The following is a 17,074-nucleotide window of genomic DNA, read 5'->3' on the forward strand; positions in this document are numbered from 1 at the left end:
GAGCGATGCAGCCGTGGTGGAACGTCCAGAAGGGGATCCGGGGGCGGAGCGTGCGGACGCGCCCGGAGGGGTGGCCGACGAGGTGCTCGACCAGCCACTGCCCGAGGGCGTGCGGCGCCGTGTGGTGGCGCTCACCGCGGAGTGGTTCGGGGCGTTGACGGTCGCCGAACTGCCGCCTCCGCTGCGGCAGTACGCCCGTTTCACCCCGACCCGTCGGGCCAAGTTCGCGGGGAACGCGATGGCCGCGGCGCTGGAGGGCGACGCGCTTTTCCGGCAGCGGATCGCGGGCAAGTTCCGGGAGGCCCAGCCGGAGCTGGCCGAGGCGCTGGAGCAGGGGACCCCGCCGGCGGCGGCCGATCCGCTGGACGTGGCGGCCGCGGCGTACGTGCTGCGTCCCGAGGGCTGGGTCAAGTTGGTGGCGGCGGCCGGCGAGGAGGCGCAGCGGGCGCGCGCCGAGCGGGCCGGCCAGGAGGCCGAGCGGGAGTTGGCTCGGCTGCGCGAGGAGTTGGCGCAGGCGCGCGGCGAGGCCCGTACGGAGGCGGACCGGGTCCGGGCGGACCTGGAGGCGTCCCGCAGGGAGACCGAGTCGCTCCAGCGGAAGCTGCGCAGCGCCCTCAGCGACGTGCGGCGCGGGGAGGCGGCGGTCCGCAAGGCCGAGGCGGCGTTGGGCGAGGTCCGGGAGCGGGCGGTGGTCGAGAAGGCCGCGGCCGACAGTGAACTGCGCCGGCTCAAGGCGCGGATCGCGGAGGTCGAGGCGGCCCTGGAGGCCAGTCGCCGGTCTTCCCGCGAGGGCCGCAGCGTCGAGGACATGCGCCTGCGGTTGCTGTTGGACACCGTGCTGGACGCGGCCCAGGGGCTGCGTCGCGAGTTGGCGCTGCCGCCCGCCGCGGGCCGGCCGGCGGACACCGTGGACGCGGTCGCGCCGGGCCGGATGACGCCCAAGGACATCGCGACCCGTGCGCTGTCGGAGACCGATCCGGCGCTGTTGGACCAGTTGTTGGCGCTGCCGCAGGCGCACATGGTGGTGGACGGCTACAACGTCACCAAGACCGGTTACCCGACGATGCCTCTGGAGAAGCAGCGGCTGCGGCTGCTGGGCGGGTTGGCGGTGCTGGCGGCCCAGACCGGTGCGGAGATGACCTGCGTCTTCGACGGGGCGGAGTTGGCCGCGCCGGTGCTGTTGGCGCCGCCGCGCGGGGTGCGGGTGCTGTTCAGCAAGGCGGGCGTGACGGCCGACGAGTTGATTCGTCAGCTGGTTCGCGCGGAGCCGTCGGGCCGCCCGGTGGTGGTGGTCTCCTCGGATCGGGAGGTGGCCGACGGGGTCGCCAAGGCCGGTGCCCGGCCGGTCGCATCGGTGCTGCTGCTCAAGCGACTTGCGCGAACCTGACATTTCCACCGTTGACCGGAATGGCGTCCGGGGAAACCGGTTGCGCTTCGTATCGGAGCGTCAAATGCCGCTTACAGGCCGTGTGATGTTGGTAAAAGATGGGGCTCCCGGTGCAGTTTTTCCCCGGGAGGATTTGAAGCGATCACAACTCGGTTACTAAGGTCGGGCCTCGAACCTTCATACAGGTGATTATCCAACCGGGATGGTCAGTGGAGGTACCGCCGAGTCCGTGGTGTTCGCGCGGAGCCGGGGCCTTAGCTCCCCCCACTCCCGGTAGGCGGCTGGAGGAAGAAGGAGCTCGCCCCCGTGGCGTCCCACCGTCGACCCAAGCAGCCGAGCCGTACTCGCGTGACCGTGCTCACCGCGACCGCAGCCGCGGCCGTCGCCCTCTCGTCCCAGGCGGCGCACGCCGACCCGAGCCAGTCGAAGAAGGACGTCAAGTCCGAGGTCGACAAGCTCTACAACGAGGCGGAGCAGGCCACCGAGAAGTACAACGGCGTCAAGGAGCAGCAGAACAAGCTCCAAAAAGAGGTCGACGACCTCCAGGACAAGGTCGCCCGCGGCCAGGGCGACCTGAACCAGCTCCGCAAGGGCCTGGGCGCGATCGCCTCCGGCCAGTACCGCAGCGGCAGCATCGACCCGTCGGTCCAGCTGTTCCTCTCCGGCGACCCGGACACGTACCTTGAGAAGGCCGCCACCCTCGACCAGTTGAGCGGCAAGCAGGCCGAGCAGCTCAAGACCATCGCGGACAAGCAGCGCCAGCTCGCCCAGGAGCGCGCCGAGGCCGCGAGCAAGATCCAGGACCTCTCCGAGACCCGCAAGTCGCTCGGGGACAAGAAGGACGAGATCAAGGGCAAGCTCGCCAAGGCGCAGGAGCTGCTCAACACGCTCACCGCCAAGGAGCGCGCGGCCATGCAGGCCGCGGACGACCGGGCCAACCGCAGCAACGACCGGGTCAACCTCGGCGACGACGTGCCCGCCTCGCAGCGCGGTGCGGCCGCCCTGTCCGCCGCCCAGTCGAAGATAGGGTCCCCGTACGTCTGGGGCGCGACCGGCCCGTCCTCCTTCGACTGCTCGGGCCTGACGTCCTGGGCGTACGCGCAGGCCGGCCAGTCGCTGCCGCGCACCTCGCAGGAGCAGGCCAACGCCGGTAGCCGCATCTACTCGGAGAGCGGCCTCAAGCCGGGCGACCTCGTGCTCTTCTACGGCGACCTGCACCACATCGGCCTCTACGCCGGCAACGGCACCGTGCTGCACGCCCCGAAGCCGGGTGCCGCGGTGCGCTACGAGTCGATCAACAACATGCCGTTCCAGTTCGGCGTGCGGGTCTGACAAGCCTCACAACACCTGCAACCTGCCGCCCGATCGGGCGAATTGCGGCCTGTGCCGCTGACCTGCCGCTCCGCCGGTGACCTGCGAAGTCACCGGCGGAGCGGCTTTTTGCGGGCCCGAACCGGGCTTTGGCCGGGGTGCCGCGGCGCGGTTACTGTCTGCCCTCGCAGCTGCCGGATCACCGACCGTCCCGCCCGGACGGACAGGGGCTGCACACGGAAGGAGTTGCGGCCCTCGTGGTGTCCCATCGCCGTACCTCGCAGCGCGGCCAGACCACCCTCGCCTCGGTCACCGTGCTGTCCGCCGCCCTGGCGACCGCGGCCGCAGCGCTGTCGGCCCAGCCGGCCAGCGCCGACCCGTCCGGAGCCCGCGCCGGCGCCACCGGAGCGGCCGTCGCCGGGCACAGCGCCGACGCGACCGACCGGGAGGGCGCGACCGCCCGGGTCGGCAAGCTCTACGAGGAGGCCGAGCGGGCCACCGAGAAGTTCAACGGGGCCAACGCCCGCACCAAGGAGCTGCGCGACCAGGTGTCGGCCCTCCAGGACCGCGCGGCCCGCACCCAGGAGTGGGTCAACCGGCTGCGGGCCCGGCTCGGTGCGGTGGCCGCCGCCCAGTACCGGTCCGGCGGGCTCGACCCGACCGTCCGGTTGCTGCTCTCCGAGCGGCCCGAGGGCTACCTGGAGAAGGCGTCCGCGCTGGACCGGCTGAGCGGCGCCCAGGCGCACGAACTGCACCGGCTCCAGGCCGCGACCCGGGAGCTGGAGCAGCAGCGCCGGGAGGCGGCCCGCAAGCTGGCCCAGTTGGAGATCGGCCGGGCCGAGGTGGCCCACCACAAGAAGGACGTCCAGCGGAAGCTGGCGACCGCCCGGCGGCTGCTCAACGCCCTGCCCTCGGGCGCCCGGTCCGCCTACGAGCGGGCCTCCCGCAGCGACGGTCGGGACGAGATCATCCCCGACCTGTCCGGGGTCCTGGCGGGCTCGGGCCGGGCCGCGGCGGCGGTCGCCGCGGCGCGCGCCGCGGTCGGCGCCCCCTACGCCTGGGGCAGCACCGGCCCCTCGGCCTTCGACTGCTCCGGGCTCACCCAATGGGCCTACAACCAGGCCGGGGTCTCGCTGCCGCGCACCTCCCAGGCGCAGCGCGGCGCCGGCGCCCGCATCCCGCTGTCCGAGGCCCGCCCCGGCGACCTGGTCATCTACCGCTCGGACGCCAGTCACGTCGGGATGTACGTCGGCAACGGGCAGGTCGTGCACGCGCCCTATCCGGGCGCCCGGGTGCGCTACGACCCGGTCGGCATGATGCCGATCTCGGCGATCACCCGCCCCTGAGCCGCGCCCCCTGCGGTGTTGCCCCGGCCGGGGCGCCCTTACGATCGGCCGCATGGCGGAGCACAGGGCGCGAGGCAGGCGGCCGTGGCGGGCCGCACGGGCGGCGGGCTGCGCGGTGCCGCTGTTGGCCCTGCTGGTCCAGCTCACCGGCTGCGCCCCGGCGGACGGGCCCACCGACCAGTACCCGGGTGCCCAGCAGATGCTCGACGCGCGGGCCGACGCCGTCCGCCGGCACGACACCGCGGCCTTCCTGGCCTCCGTCGACCCACAGGCGACCGGCTTCCGGAGCCGCCAGCGCGCGGTCCTCGACCACCTGGCCGCCGTGCCGCTCGCCGACTGGCGCTACGACCTGGTGTCCACCGGCGCCTTCCCGCTCCCGATGGGCGGCGGCCGGCGGCTGGCGGCGCAGGTCCGGCTGCGCTACCGCCTGAAGGGCTTCGACACCGCGCCGGTCACCAGCTTCCAGTACCTCACCCTCACCGAACGCGACGGGCGCTGGCTGGTCAGCTCCGACTCCGACGGTGCGGCCGACGGCAAGGGCGGCACCCGTCAGCTGTGGGACCAGGGGCCGGTCCGGCTGGTCCGCGGTCGGCACAGCCTGGTCCTGGGCGGGGCCGGGGACCAGGCGCGGCTGCACGACCTGGCGAAGCGGGTGGACGCGGCGGTGCCGGCGGTCTCCGCGGTCTGGAAGGGCAAGTGGGCGGGGAAGGTGGTGGTGGAGGCGCCCGACACCGTCGAGGGGATGGCGCAGTTGATGGGCGGTGATGATCCGTCCGGGTATGCCGGGATCGCGGCGGTCACCACCGGGGAGGCGGGCGCGTCGACCGCGGCCCCCGCGGACCGGGTGATCGTCAATCCGGACGCGTACGAGGAACTCAACGACCTGGGCCGCACGGTCGTCCTCACCCACGAGACCACCCACGTCGCCACCCGTGCGCTCACCACGCCCGCCACCCCGCTGTGGCTCTCCGAGGGGTTCGCGGACTGGGTCGCCTATCGGGAGGTGCACCGCCGGCCGACCACCACCGCGCCGGAACTCTCCCGCGCGGTCGCGGCCGGCCAACTGCCCGCGCGGCTGCCGGGCGACGCCGACTTCGGTTTCCGGGCCGGTGCGGAGCGGCTGGCCAAGGCGTACGAGGGCGGCTGGTTGGCCTGCCGGTTGATCGCCGGGAAGTGGGGCGACGACCGACTGATCGCGTTCTACCGGGACACCGGGCGGCGCGGGCTGCGCTCCGCCGCGGCCGGCCCGGTGACGGCACCGATGGAGGCCCGGACCGCCGCTCCCGCGGTCCCCACCGCCCCGGCCCCGACGACGGTGGGCGGCGGCAGCGCCCGGTCGACCGGGCGCAGCGGACTGGTCGAGCGCGCGATGCGCGAACAACTCGGCGTCGGGCTGAGCGAGTTCACCGCGATGTGGCGCGCGTACGTGCGGCGCGAGCTGCGCTGAGCGAGGCGCGGGCGCCGGGCAGCCCGGTCGGCCCCGTGGTCCGGCCGCGGCCGGTGGCGGTGCGCAGCCGGCGGCAGGCGAGCAGGCAGGCGGCCACCAGCAGGCCGTTGCGCAGCGCCAGCAGCGCGATGCCCCGGGCGTTGCTGGCCACCACGTCCGCGAAGGAGACCGGGAACTCCAGCAGGGTCACCCCGGTGGCCAGCAGCACCAGCACGGCCGGGAGGCCCTGCCGGCTCGCCCGCACGGTCAGGCAGACCGCGGCCAGCCCGACCAGCCACAGCAGGTACTGCGGGCTGATGACCCGGCTGGTGGTGGTGAAGAGCAGCACGGCGGTGAAGGCGGCGTCGCAGAGCACCGCGGGGCCGGCGTGGGCGAGCGGGCCGGCGCGCAGCCGCCAGTGGACCAGCCAGGCCAGCGCGGCACCGGTCAGCGCCAGCGCCAGGGCGCTCACCAGGGGGACGCCGGGGCCGAGGAACTCCAGCGAGCCGTAGTGGAGTTGCACCTCGCCGGGCCAGCCGGCGTGCCGGGCGACATGGAGGACCAGGGCGCCGAGCGACTCGACCTCCGTGCCGCGGTCGCGTTGGAAGGTGAGGAAGGAGAGCGCGCCGGGCGCCGCCAGGACCGCGACCAGCGTCAGCCCCGCGGCCCAGGCCGCCGCGTGCGACCACAGGGCGCGGGCCCGGCTCCCGCGCAGGGGTGCCCCGGTCAGCAGCAGGACCGGCCAGACCTTCAGCAGCGCGCCGCAGGCGATCAGCGCGCCCGCGGTGCGCGGCCGGCGGGCGGCCGCGAACAGCGCGGCCGCGGCCACCGCCGCCACCATCAGGTCGTAGCGGGCGTAGGAGGTCGGGCCGAGCAGGGCGACGCCGGCGATCCACGCCCAGGCCCCGGTCCGGCGGTGCCCCGGTGCGCGACCGGCCCGTAGGAAGAGGCCCAGCGCCGCCGCGTCCACGGCCAGCACCAGGACGAAGAAAGCGGTGGCGTAGGGGAGGAACGGCAGCAGGTCGGGGGCGAGGACGGGCAGTGCGGCGGCCGGCGGGTACTGCCAGGTGACGTCGCCCAAGGGGAAGGTGCCGGACCGCAGGACCTCCGCCCAGCCCCGGTAGATCCCGGCGACGTCGGTGGTGACGTCCGGGCCGGGCAGCACCAGCACCCGGAAGACGCACAGCAGGAGCAGCGCCCGGGTGGTGGCCCAGACCGCCCAGGCCGCCGCCGTCGACCGGGCGGTGCGGGCGGCCCGGGAACTCCGGGCGGGGTGGCCCGCCGCGGTGTGCCGCGCGGCGTCCTTTGCCCCGCCCGTCCTGCTGTCGGTGCTGGTCATCGTCATCCCGTCGGTCGTCGTGCCTGCATGATGCCGGGCGGGCCGGGCCGCGGTCGGGCAGCCCGGTGCGGGCGTGGCGGGGCGCCCCGCCCGGTCCGGTCCGGCCACCCGGTACTGTCGGCCCAGGACCGCCCGGGCCGCTCCGCGCCGCGTGCGTCGTGCGAGCGCGCCCATCGAGAGACCACCGAGCGCCGAGAGACCACCGTGCACAAGACCCTCATCGTCACCAACGACTTCCCGCCCCGGCCCGGTGGAATCCAGGCGTTCCTGCACAGCATGGCGCTGCGGCTGGACCCGGACCGGGTCGTCGTCTACGCCTCCACCTGGAAGCGGAGCGCGGAGGGCCGCGCGGCCACCGCCGCGTTCGACGCCGAGCAGCCGTTCCCGGTGGTCCGGGACGCCACCACGATGCTGCTGCCGACACCGCGGGTGACCCGGCGGGCGGTCTCCCTGCTGCGCGAACACGACTGCTCCTCGGTGTGGTTCGGGGCCGCCGCGCCGCTGGGGCTGATGGGGCCGGCGCTCCGCGCGGCGGGCGCCCGCCGGATCGTGGCGACCACCCACGGCCACGAGGCCGGTTGGGCGCAGCTGCCCGCGGCCCGGCAGCTGCTGCGCCGGATCGGCGAGGGCACCGACACCCTCACCTACCTCGGCGAGTACACCCGCTCGCGGATCGCCGCCGCGCTCACCCCGGACGCCGCCGCCCGGATGGTCCAACTGCCGCCCGGCGTCGACGAGAAGACCTTCCACCCGGGTTCGGGCGGCGCGGCGGTACGGGCCCGGCTCGGGCTCGCCGACCGCCCGGTCGTGGTCTGCGTCTCCCGGCTCGTCCCGCGCAAGGGGCAGGACACCCTCATCGAGGCGATGCCGGCGATCCGGGCGGCGGTGCCGGACGCGGTGCTGCTGGTGGTCGGCGGCGGGCCGTACGAGGAGCACCTGCACGCGCTGGCCATGGAGAAGGGCGTCGCCGACGCGGTCCGCTTCACCGGTGCCGTCCCGTGGGAGGAACTGCCCGCCCACTACGGCGCCGGTGACGTCTTCGCGATGCCCTGCCGCACCCGCCGCGGTGGGCTGGACGTCGAGGGCCTGGGCATCGTCTACCTGGAGGCGTCGGCGACCGGACTGCCGGTGGTGGCCGGGGATTCGGGCGGTGCGCCCGACGCGGTCCTGGACGGCGAGACCGGCTGGGTGGTCCCCGGGGGGTCCCCGACGGCCGCCGCGGAGCGCATCGTCGCCCTGCTCAAGGATCCCGAGCTGCGCCGCACCATGGGCGCGCGGGGCCGCGCCTGGGTGGAGGAGAAGTGGCGCTGGGACCTGTTGGCGGAGCGGCTGCGGGAGTTGCTGTAGGCCCCGTGCGGTGAGCTCTTCCCCCGGGCCGCAAGTACGGTGCCCCGCACCCCTTGACGGTGTGCGGGGCACCGGCCGGCGGGTGCGCCGTCAGCCGCGGTAGAGCGCCTCGATCTCCTCGGCGAAGTCCTTGGCGACCACGTTCCGCTTGAGCTTCAGCGACGGCGTCACGTGCCCCGACTCCTCGGTGAACTGGGTCGGCAGGATGCGGAACTTGCGGACCGACTCGGCCTTGGAGACCGCCGCGTTGCCGTCGTCGACCGCGCGCTGGACGGCGGCCAACAGCTCGGGGTCGGCGGCGAGCCGGGCGGGCGTCACGTCGGCCGGGTGGCCGTGCTCCTCGGCCCAGCGGGGCAGGAACTCCTCGTCGAGGGTGATCAGCGCGCCGATGAAGGGGCGGCCGTCGCCGACCACCATGCACTCCGCGATCAGCGCGTGCGCGCGGATCCGGTCCTCGATGACGGCAGGCGCGACGTTCTTGCCGCCCGCGGTGACGAGTATCTCCTTCTTGCGGCCGGTGATGGCCAGGTAGCCGTCCTCGTCGAGGGTGCCGAGGTCACCGGTGTGGAACCAGCCGTCGGAGAGCGCCTCCGCGGTGGCCGTCGGGTTGTTCCAGTACTCCGTGAACAGGTGCTCGCCGTGCAGCAGCACCTCGCCGTCGTCGGCGATCCGGACCACCGAGCCGGGCAGCGGCTGCCCGACCGTGCCGATCTTCTGCCGGTCCCAGGGGTTGAACGCGGTGGCCGCACAGGACTCGGTCAGGCCGTAGCCCTCCAGGGCGGTGAAGCCGATGCCGCGGTAGAAGTGGCCCAGCCGCTCGCCGAGCGGGGCGCCGCCGGAGATGGCGTGCGTGGCCCGGCCGCCGAGCACCGCCCGCAGCTTGCCGTAGACCAGCCGGTCGAAGACCTTGTACTTGAGCTTCAGCCCGAAGGACGGCCCGCCGGGGGCGTCGAGCGCCCGGCTGTAGGCGATCGCGGTCTCCGCCGCCTTGTCGAAGATCTTGCCCTTGCCGTCGGCCTGCGCCTTGGCCCGCGCGGAGTTGTAGACCTTCTCGAAGACCCGGGGGACGCCCAGGATCATCGTCGGCCGGAAGGAGGCCAGGTCGTCGGTGAGGTTCTTGATGTCCGGCGCGTGGCCCAGCTTGATGGGCGCCATCACCGAGGCGACCTCCACCAGCCGGCCGAAGACGTGCGCCACCGGCAGGAAGAGCAGGACCGAGGAGTCACCGGTGCGGAACAGCGGGCGCAGTCGCTCGACGACGTTGCCGCACTCGGCGAAGAAGCTGCGGTGGCTGAGCACGCAGCCCTTGGGGCGGCCGGTGGTGCCGGAGGTGTAGACGATGGTGGCGGGGGAGTCCGCGTCGGCCAGCGCGCTGCGCTCGTCGACCGCCTTGTCGGTGATGTCGTCACCGGCCGCGCGCAGCCGGGCGATCGCGTCCCGCTCGATCTGCCAGATGTTCGCCAGGTCCGGCAGCCGGTCGCGGACCGACTCCACCGTCGCCTCGTGGGCGGGGCTCTCCACCAGGACGGCCACCGCGCCGGAGTCGCCGAGGATCCACTGGATCTGCTCGGCGGAGCTGGTCTCGTAGACGGGGACGGTGATCGCGCCCGCGCTCCAGATGGCGAAGTCCAGCAGCGTCCACTCGTAACGGGTGCGCGACATCAGACCGACCCGGTCGCCCGGCTGGATCCCGGCGGCCATCAGCCCCTTGGCGGCGGCCCGGACCTCGGCGAGGAAGGTCGCGGCGGTGACGTCCTGCCAGGTGCCGTTCACCTTCCGTCCCAGGACCGCGACGTCCGGGTACTGTGCGGCGTTGCGGCGGATCAGGTCCGTCAGATTGCCGTCCGCGGGGACCTCGTACAGGGCCGGAAGGCTGAACTCGCGCAAGACTGCTGCTCCTCGAAAGCGCCGGCACCACGACGCTGTGTGCGCACCGGCTGCGGTCCATGATCATGCGGGGGGATTGGACGGGCCGGACGTTACCCATCGGTATTGCTATTGGGATAGGGGGTTGCGGCCAGATGTTCGATGCGTCACATGCTGCGGACACGTCATGGGGACTGCACGCGCAGACTAGACCAGCGCCGAGGTGACCCGAAAGTAACCAACGGGCCTCCCGCCGCCGCCCGCAGCGATCTAGGGTGACGCCATGCGCGTGCATGTGGTCAGTGACGTCCATGGCAACAGCCGGGACCTGGCGGCGGCCGGGGACGGGGCCGACGCCCTGGTCTGCCTCGGCGACCTCGTCCTCTTCCTCGATTACGCGGACCACTCGCGCGGCATCTTCCCCGACCTCTTCGGCGTCGCCAACGCCGACGCCCTCGTCGAGCTGCGCACCGCCCGCCGCTACGACGAGGCCCGCGCGCTGGGCCGCCGGCTCTGGGCCGAGCTCGACCGCACCGGCGTCAGCCGGGAGGCGGTCATCGAGGCCGCGGTCCGCCGCCAGTACGCCGACCTCTTCGCCGCCTTCCCCACCCCCACCTACGCCACCTACGGCAACGTCGACATGCCGCGGTTGTGGCCCGAGTACGCCGGGGCCGGCACCACCGTCCTCGACGGACAGCGGATCGAGATCGGCGGCCGGGTCTTCGGCTTCGTCGGCGGCGGCCTGACCACCCCGATGAAGACGCCGTACGAGATCAGCGACGACGAGTACGCCGCCAAGGTCGAGGCGCTCGGCGACGTGGACGTGCTGTGCAGCCACATCCCGCCGGACGTCCCCGACCTCTGCTACGACACCGTCGCCCGCCGCTTCGAACGGGGCAGCGCCGCCCTGCTGCACGCCATCCGCACCACCCGGCCGCGCTACGCCCTCTTCGGACACGTCCACCAGCCGCTGGTCCGCCGGGTCCGGATCGGCGGCACGGAATGCGTCAATGTCGGGCACTTCAACGCGACCGGCCGGCCCTACGTGCTGGAGTGGTGAGGCCGGCGGCCGCCGGGCGGCCGGGCCGTCCGGCGGGCCCGCTGGTGTCGGTCCGGGTTCCCCCGCGCGGTAGCCTTCAGCAGCACAGACACCGCGTCATGGGGTCTCCCCCGCGCCACCAGAGTGGCGAGCTGGGGAAGGGTCGGCGGACCGGCACGAATCGGCATGGAGGAGTCACGGCGATGGCCGAACACACCAGCTCGAACATCACGATCGAGGCGGCACCGGCCGAGGTGATGGGAGTGATCGCCGACTTCGCCCGCTATCCGGAGTGGACCGGAGAGGTCAAGGAGGCCGAGATCCTGGCCACCGACGACCGCGGCCGCGCGGAGAAGGTGCGCCTGGTGCTGGACGCCGGCGCCATCAAGGACGACCACACCCTCGCCTACACCTGGACCGGCGAGGACGAGGTCAGCTGGTCGCTGGTCAAGTCGCAGATGCTGCGCGTCCTGGACGGCTCGTACCGGCTCGCCTCGCTGGACGGCGGCGTCCGCACCGAGGTCACCTACCGGCTCACCGTCGACGTGAAGATCCCGATGCTCGGGATGATCAAGCGCAAGGCCGAGAAGGTCATCATCGACCGGGCACTGGCCGGGTTGAAGAAGCGGGTCGAGGGCGGCCCCACGGCGTCCGGCGCCGCGGGCACCCCCTCCGACGAGGCCGAGAAGCACTGACCGTGCGCACCGTCCTCGTCACCGGCCCCGGCGGCGCGGGCCGCACCACGCTCGCCGCCGCGACCGCCCTGGCCGGTGCCCGGCAGGGCGCCCGGACCCTGCTGCTCACGACCCAGGGCAGCGCCCCGGAGGCGGTCCTCGGCGTCCGCCCCGGCGTCGCCCAACCCTCCGCGATAGCCGCGGCCCCCGGCCTGCACGTGCGCCGGATCGACCCCGCCGACCGGTTCCGCCGGGAGTTCCTCGCCTTCCAGGAGCGCGCCGGCGCCGCCTTCGACCTGCTCGGTGCGGCCCCCCTCGACGAGGACGAACTCACCGAACTCCCCGGCTCCGAGTCCTTCGCGCTGCTCCACGCGCTGCGCGCCGCACACGCCGCGAACACCTGGGACCTGCTGGTCGTCGACATGCCACCGGCTGCCGAAACGATCCGGTTGCTCGCCCTGCCCGCCCAGGTCCGCCGCTACCTGCGTCGCCTGCTGCCGCCCGAGCGCCAGGCGGCCCGCGCGCTGCGCCCGGTGCTCGCCCAACTCGCCGGCGTCCCCATGCCGGCCCAGAAGCTGTACGAGGCCGCCGAGGGCTGGGAGCGCGAACTCGCCGCCGTCCAGCGGGTGGTGGACGCCCCCGACACCTCCGTGCTGCTGGTCACCGACGCCGGACCGGTCGCGGGCGCCTCCTTGCGCACCCTGCGCGCCGGCCTCGCCCTGCACGGCCGCCGCACCGACGCCGTGCTGGTCAACCGGCTGCTGCCGACCGGCTCCGCCGACCCCTTCCTGGCCGGGCTCTCCGGCAGCCAACAGGCCGCCCTGAAGGCGCTGCGCGCGGACTGCCCCGACCTCCCCGTGCACGAAGTGGCGCACCTGGGCCGCGACCCCCAGGGCATCGACGACCTCGGCGCGCTGCTCGACGGCCCCACCGCCGTGCTGACCGCACCGCAACCGCCCGCCGCCGACCCCTGGACCGTCGAGGACCACCTGGCGTCCGACGGCATCCTCGTCTGGCGGGTGCCGCTGCCCGGTGCCCAACGGGACGGCCTCGGGCTGGTGCGCCGCGGCGACGAGATCGTGGTGACCGTCGGCCGCTTCCGGCGGATCCGCACCCTGCCCTCGGCGCTGCGCCGCTGCACCGTCTCCGGTGCCGCACTGCGCGACGGCGCCCTGGAGATCCGCTTCACCCCGGATCCGGGACTGTGGCCGAGGACCGCGCCGAGCGACTGATCCGGACACCCCCGTTCGGGTAACGTCGTAAGACGTAGGACGCCACCGCCGTGCAGGTGTCCGGCCGCCGTGCCGGGCGGCACCGCGCGGCGGCACCGTCCGGTCCGTACCGCCCGCAGGAGTCCACGGAGTCCGCCATGAGTGATGCCACCGAGCGCCCCGCCGACCGCCGCGTCGAGCCCGACGCCGACGCCTGGGAGACGGCCTGCGCCGAGGACCTCGCCGCGGAGCAGTCCCGCCGCCGGACCGAGTACGGCCCCCAGCCGGGCAGCGCGGCCGAGGAACTGCGCCGGCTCGCCGAGGCGGTGACCGACCGGCTCTCCGCCATCCAGCTGCCCGGTGCGCTGGGCGGGATGGCCGCCAGCAGCGCGGTGAACCAGCTGCTGAAGCAGGCCAAGGCCGCCGTGGAGCCGGTCATCGAGCGCAACCCCGACGTCTTCGACCACCTCGCGGCGGCCGGCTCCGAACTCCTCGCCGCCTACCGCTCGGTGGTGGAGGGCAGCGAGACCCGCTGGACCCGCGACGCCACCGCCGACGACCACGCCCAGGGCCCGTCCGGCGACCCGCGCGACGACGGTCCCGCCGGCCCCGAGCGGATCGACCTCGACTGATCCCCGCCCGCCGCCGCCCGGCGGGCGAACGACCCCACCTCCGCCGCCGTGAGCGGCGGGAACGCCGCCCCTGCCTCCGGTACGGTGGATCTCGGCGGGGTTCGAGCGGAAACTGAGGGACACATGGGACTCACCATCGGCGTCGACATCGGCGGCACGAAGATCGCGGCCGGCGTGGTGGACGAGGAGGGGTCGATCCTCGAAACGTGCAAGGTGCCGACCCCGCGGGCCACCGACGCGCTGACCGAGGCGATCGCGGACGCCGTCCGCACGGTCGGCGCCGGCCACCACGTCGAGGCCGTCGGCATCGGCGCCGCCGGCTACGTCGACGAGAAGCGGGCCACGGTCCTCTTCGCCCCGAACATCGACTGGCGCCACGAGCCGCTCAAGGACAAGGTCGAACAGCGCGTCGGCCTGCCCGTCGTGGTCGAGAACGACGCCAACGCCGCGGCCTGGGGCGAGTACCGCTTCGGCGCCGGCCAGGGCCACAGCGACGTCATCTGCATCACCCTCGGCACCGGCCTGGGCGGCGGCATCATCATCGGCAACAAGCTGCGCCGCGGCCGGTTCGGTGTCGCCGCCGAGTTCGGCCACATCCGGGTCGTCCCGGACGGTCTGCTGTGCGGCTGCGGCAGCCAGGGCTGCTGGGAGCAGTACGCCTCCGGCCGCGCCCTGCTGCGCTACGCCCGGCAGCGCGCCTTCGCCACCCCCGAGAACGCCACGGTGCTGCTCTCGCTCGGCGACGGCACCCCCGAGGGGATCCAGGGCAAGCACATCAGCGCGGCGGCCCGCCAGGGCGACCCGGTCGCCGTCGACTCGTTCCGCGAACTGGCCCGCTGGGCCGGCGCCGGCCTCGCCGACCTGGCCTCGCTCTTCGACCCGTCCGCGTTCATCGTCGGCGGCGGGGTCTCGGACGAGGGCGAGCTGGTCCTCGACCCGATCCGCAAGTCGTTCCGCCGCTGGCTGGTCGGCAGCCAGTGGCGCCCGCACGCCCAGGTGCTCGGCGCCCAACTCGGCGGCGAGGCCGGACTGGTCGGCGCGGCCGACCTGGCGCGCCAGGGCTGACGCGGATGGCGGCCGAGCGCGCGGGACGACCCGTGTCCGACACCGTGGTCCCGGCCGGCGGCCCCGGCGCGGCGACCACCGGACTCCCGGCCTCCGCCACCGAGGCGGACGGCTCCGCGGTCGTCAGGGTGCTCAGCTACAACATCCGCTCGATGCGCGACGATCAGGCGGCGCTGGCCCGGGTCATCCGGGCCTGCGCCCCCGATCTCGTCCTCGTCCAGGAGGCGCCGCGGTTCTTCCGCTGGCGCAAGGCCGCCGAGCGCCTCGCCCGGGCCAGCGGCCTGGTGTACGTCACCGGCGGAGCCACCACCGCCGGCCCGCTGGTCCTCGCCCACCTCCGCGCGCACGTGGAGCGCACCGAGGACGTCCTGCTGCCCCGCACCCCCGGGCTGCACCAGCGCGGGCTGGCCACCGCCGTGGTGCGCTTCGCCTCGGCCCGCCTCGGCGTGGTCAGCTGCCACCTCAGCCTCGACCCGCGGGAGCGCTACGGCCAGGCCGGGCTGCTGTTGGAGCGGGTCGCGGCCCTGGGCGTGCCGCACGCGGTGGTCGGCGGTGACCTCAACGACCGGCCGGACGGCCGCAGTTTCCGCCGGATCGCGGCGACCCTCGACGACGGCTGGGCGGTCGCGCCGTGGGGCGGCGAGTTCACCTCCACGCCGCACCGGCCGCGGCAGCGGATCGACGCGGTGTTCGGCACGGGGGGCGTGGAGTTCCTCGGCTGCGGGGTGCCGCAGGGGCTGCCGGGCGTGCGCGCGGAGGACCTGCGGGCGGCTTCGGACCACCTGCCCGTCCTCAGCGCACTGCGGGTGCCGGCCGACGGCTGACCGCCGGCCGCCACGCGCTAGACCACCGCGCCGCCGCCCGGCGGCTCCTCGTCGTCCTCCCGGTCGTTGCCCATCCGGGCGAAGAGGGTGCCCAGTCCGCCCACGAAGCCGCCGATCCCCAGCACCGTGATCCACCAGGTGACCGGCTGCTGGAGGATGACCGTGACGAGCAGCAGCAACGGGCCGCCGAGCACCGCGATCCAGGCGAACTTGGCGGTGGTGTCGGCGCTCGGCAGCGGCGGCGGCTCGGGCGGCGTGAAATGGCCCTCGTCGGTCTCGTCGAAGTCGTCGTCGGAGGGCTCGGCGGGGGTCCAGTTGCGCGGACCCACACCGGGTGCGAAGACCACGAAGCTGCCGGGGCGGGCCGGGGAGCCGTCGCCGGGCACGGCGTCGGCCGGCCCGGGTGCGCCGGAGTCCGGGGCGTCACCGTCCTTCGCCGCGCCGTCCTTCGCCGCGCCGTCCGTCCGCGCGCCGTCCTGCACGGTGCCGTCCGTGCGCGCGCCGTCGGCCGCCGCAGCGTCGGGTGCCGGGGCCCGGTCCGGCCGGTCGGCGGTGGACGGGAACTCCGGCCGCTCGCCGTAGCCCGCGACGATCTCGGCCCAGGCGGCTTCCTCGTCGAGCGGGTCCCGGGGGTCGCGGGGGCTACGCTCCGCCACTGGCCGCCGTTCCCTCCTGGACCGCGTCCGGTCGGGCCTCCGGGGCGAGCCGGGTGATGAAGGCGTAGCTGTCCTCGAAGATCAGCGGGGCGTCGTGGTCGAGGGTGGCGACGTGGTAGCTGCGCTCCAGCGGCACCTGCCGGACGTCGGTGGACGAGACCCGGCTGAGGATCCGCTCGGAGTCGACGGGCGGGACGACGTGGTCCTGCCGGCTGGTCAGCACCAGCAACGGCTGCGTGACGCGCGGGAGTTCGTCGTCGACCAGTTGGAAGAACCGCCGCAGCGAGTGCGCGGCGTGCAGCGGCACCCGGTCGTAGCCCACCTCGACGGCACCGGGCCTGGCGATGTCGCTGGCGATGCCCTTGGTCGAGCGGACGACGTGCCGGAGCACGGGCAGCAGCGGCGCGGCGGCGTCGTGGACCTTGTTGCCGGGGTTGACCACGGCCACGCCGCTGATCGCGTCGCCGTGCCGGGCGGCCAGTCGCAGCGCCAGCGCGCCGCCCATGGACAGGCCGCAGACGAAGACCTTGGTGCAGCGCTCGGCCAGCGCACGCAGTTCGCGGTCGACTTCGGCGTACCAGTCCTGCCAGGTGGTGAGCTGCATGTCCTCCCAGCGCGTGCCGTGGCCGGGCAGCAGGGGAACGGAGACGCTCAGGCCCCGGTCGGCGAGGTGCTCGGCCCAGGGGCGGACGGACTGCGGGGAGCCGGTGAAGCCGTGGCAGACGAGGACGCCGACGTCTCCGCCGTCACGGCGGAACGGCTCGGCTCCGGGGAGGAGCGGCACCGGGGGACTCCGATCGGTGAGTGGGCTGGCGAGTTACTTCAGGGTACGCAAAGTGACCGCGGCGGGGTAGGGCCGCGGCCGTCCGGGGCGGCGCGGGGGCGCGAACCGTCGCGGACCGGACCCGTGCGCGGCCCGCGGCGGGCCCGCGCGCGGTCTCGTGGCCCGCC

15 protein-coding genes are annotated in these 17,074 nt (G+C 74.5%); 11 read left to right on the plus strand and 4 right to left on the minus strand.

What is annotated here, in order from left to right; genetic code table 11:
- Positions 1 to 13 precede the first annotated feature (13 nt).
- The 4 genes from ACLJT4_RS03240 to ACLJT4_RS03255 all read left to right on the plus strand — a co-directional run bounded on the left by ACLJT4_RS03240 (position 14) and on the right by ACLJT4_RS03255 (position 5,491).
- Positions 14 to 1,387, plus strand: a complete 1,374-nt coding sequence (locus ACLJT4_RS03240) for an NYN domain-containing protein (RefSeq protein ID WP_411120888.1) — start codon at positions 14 to 16, stop codon at positions 1,385 to 1,387.
- A gap of 306 nt (positions 1,388 to 1,693) precedes the next feature.
- Positions 1,694 to 2,719, plus strand: coding sequence for an NlpC/P60 family protein (locus tag ACLJT4_RS03245; protein ID WP_411120889.1), 1,026 nt, complete (start codon positions 1,694 to 1,696; stop codon positions 2,717 to 2,719).
- A 236-nt stretch (positions 2,720 to 2,955) separates the two neighbouring features.
- Positions 2,956 to 4,044: an NlpC/P60 family protein gene (locus ACLJT4_RS03250; RefSeq protein WP_411120890.1), complete on the plus strand. Its 1,089-nt coding sequence runs from the start codon at positions 2,956 to 2,958 to the stop codon at positions 4,042 to 4,044.
- A gap of 52 nt (positions 4,045 to 4,096) precedes the next feature.
- Positions 4,097 to 5,491: a hypothetical protein gene (locus tag ACLJT4_RS03255; protein ID WP_411120891.1), complete on the plus strand. Its 1,395-nt coding sequence runs from the start codon at positions 4,097 to 4,099 to the stop codon at positions 5,489 to 5,491.
- Here the strand turns inward: ACLJT4_RS03255 and ACLJT4_RS03260 are convergent.
- The gene (locus ACLJT4_RS03260; protein ID WP_411120892.1) at positions 5,448 to 6,815 is read right to left on the minus strand and encodes a glycosyltransferase 87 family protein; all 1,368 of its coding nucleotides are present in this window, start codon (positions 6,813 to 6,815) and stop codon (positions 5,448 to 5,450) included. The genes ACLJT4_RS03255 and ACLJT4_RS03260 overlap by 44 nt on opposite strands.
- 198 nt (positions 6,816 to 7,013) lie before the next feature.
- On the opposite strand from ACLJT4_RS03260, the gene ACLJT4_RS03265 reads away from it, so the two are divergent.
- Positions 7,014 to 8,156 carry a glycosyltransferase family 4 protein gene (locus tag ACLJT4_RS03265; RefSeq protein WP_411120893.1) on the plus strand — a complete coding sequence of 381 codons (1,143 nt, stop codon included), beginning with the start codon at positions 7,014 to 7,016 and terminating at the stop codon, positions 8,154 to 8,156.
- 90 nt (positions 8,157 to 8,246) lie between these two features.
- Here ACLJT4_RS03265 and ACLJT4_RS03270 read toward each other — a convergent pair whose 3' ends face one another.
- Entirely contained in the window at positions 8,247 to 10,043 is a 1,797-nt protein-coding gene (locus ACLJT4_RS03270; protein ID WP_411120894.1) for an AMP-dependent synthetase/ligase, read from the minus strand.
- A 262-nt stretch (positions 10,044 to 10,305) separates the two neighbouring features.
- Here ACLJT4_RS03270 and ACLJT4_RS03275 point away from each other — a divergent pair, with 262 nt between their 5' ends.
- The 6 genes from ACLJT4_RS03275 to ACLJT4_RS03300 all read left to right on the plus strand — a co-directional run bounded on the left by ACLJT4_RS03275 (position 10,306) and on the right by ACLJT4_RS03300 (position 15,467).
- The gene (locus ACLJT4_RS03275) at positions 10,306 to 11,082 is read left to right on the plus strand and encodes a metallophosphoesterase (RefSeq protein WP_016573912.1); all 777 of its coding nucleotides are present in this window, start codon (positions 10,306 to 10,308) and stop codon (positions 11,080 to 11,082) included.
- Between the two features lie 182 nt (positions 11,083 to 11,264).
- Positions 11,265 to 11,756, plus strand: coding sequence for an SRPBCC family protein (locus ACLJT4_RS03280; RefSeq protein ID WP_411120895.1), 492 nt, complete (start codon positions 11,265 to 11,267; stop codon positions 11,754 to 11,756).
- 2 nt (positions 11,757 to 11,758) lie between these two features.
- Positions 11,759 to 12,967 carry an ArsA family ATPase gene (locus ACLJT4_RS03285; RefSeq protein ID WP_411120896.1) on the plus strand — a complete coding sequence of 403 codons (1,209 nt, stop codon included), beginning with the start codon at positions 11,759 to 11,761 and terminating at the stop codon, positions 12,965 to 12,967.
- A gap of 137 nt (positions 12,968 to 13,104) precedes the next feature.
- Positions 13,105 to 13,578: a DUF5304 domain-containing protein gene (locus tag ACLJT4_RS03290; RefSeq protein ID WP_411120897.1), complete on the plus strand. Its 474-nt coding sequence runs from the start codon at positions 13,105 to 13,107 to the stop codon at positions 13,576 to 13,578.
- 123 nt (positions 13,579 to 13,701) lie between these two features.
- Positions 13,702 to 14,643, plus strand: a complete 942-nt coding sequence (locus tag ACLJT4_RS03295; protein ID WP_411120898.1) for an ROK family glucokinase — start codon at positions 13,702 to 13,704, stop codon at positions 14,641 to 14,643.
- 32 nt (positions 14,644 to 14,675) lie between these two features.
- Positions 14,676 to 15,467: an endonuclease/exonuclease/phosphatase family protein gene (locus tag ACLJT4_RS03300; RefSeq protein ID WP_411120899.1), complete on the plus strand. Its 792-nt coding sequence runs from the start codon at positions 14,676 to 14,678 to the stop codon at positions 15,465 to 15,467.
- A gap of 17 nt (positions 15,468 to 15,484) precedes the next feature.
- Here the strand turns inward: ACLJT4_RS03300 and ACLJT4_RS03305 are convergent, their stop codons facing one another.
- Complete coding sequence (locus tag ACLJT4_RS03305; protein WP_411120900.1) at positions 15,485 to 16,123, minus strand: hypothetical protein; 639 nt, start codon at positions 16,121 to 16,123, stop codon at positions 15,485 to 15,487.
- Positions 16,110 to 16,907, minus strand: coding sequence for an alpha/beta hydrolase (locus tag ACLJT4_RS03310; RefSeq protein ID WP_233661318.1), 798 nt, complete (start codon positions 16,905 to 16,907; stop codon positions 16,110 to 16,112). The genes ACLJT4_RS03305 and ACLJT4_RS03310 overlap by 14 nt, the downstream gene beginning before the upstream one ends.
- Positions 16,908 to 17,074 lie beyond the last annotated feature (167 nt).

The sequence above is a fragment of the Streptomyces sp. x-19 genome, assembly GCF_046549115.1.
Lineage (GTDB): Bacteria > Actinomycetota > Actinomycetes > Streptomycetales > Streptomycetaceae > Streptomyces > Streptomyces albulus_C.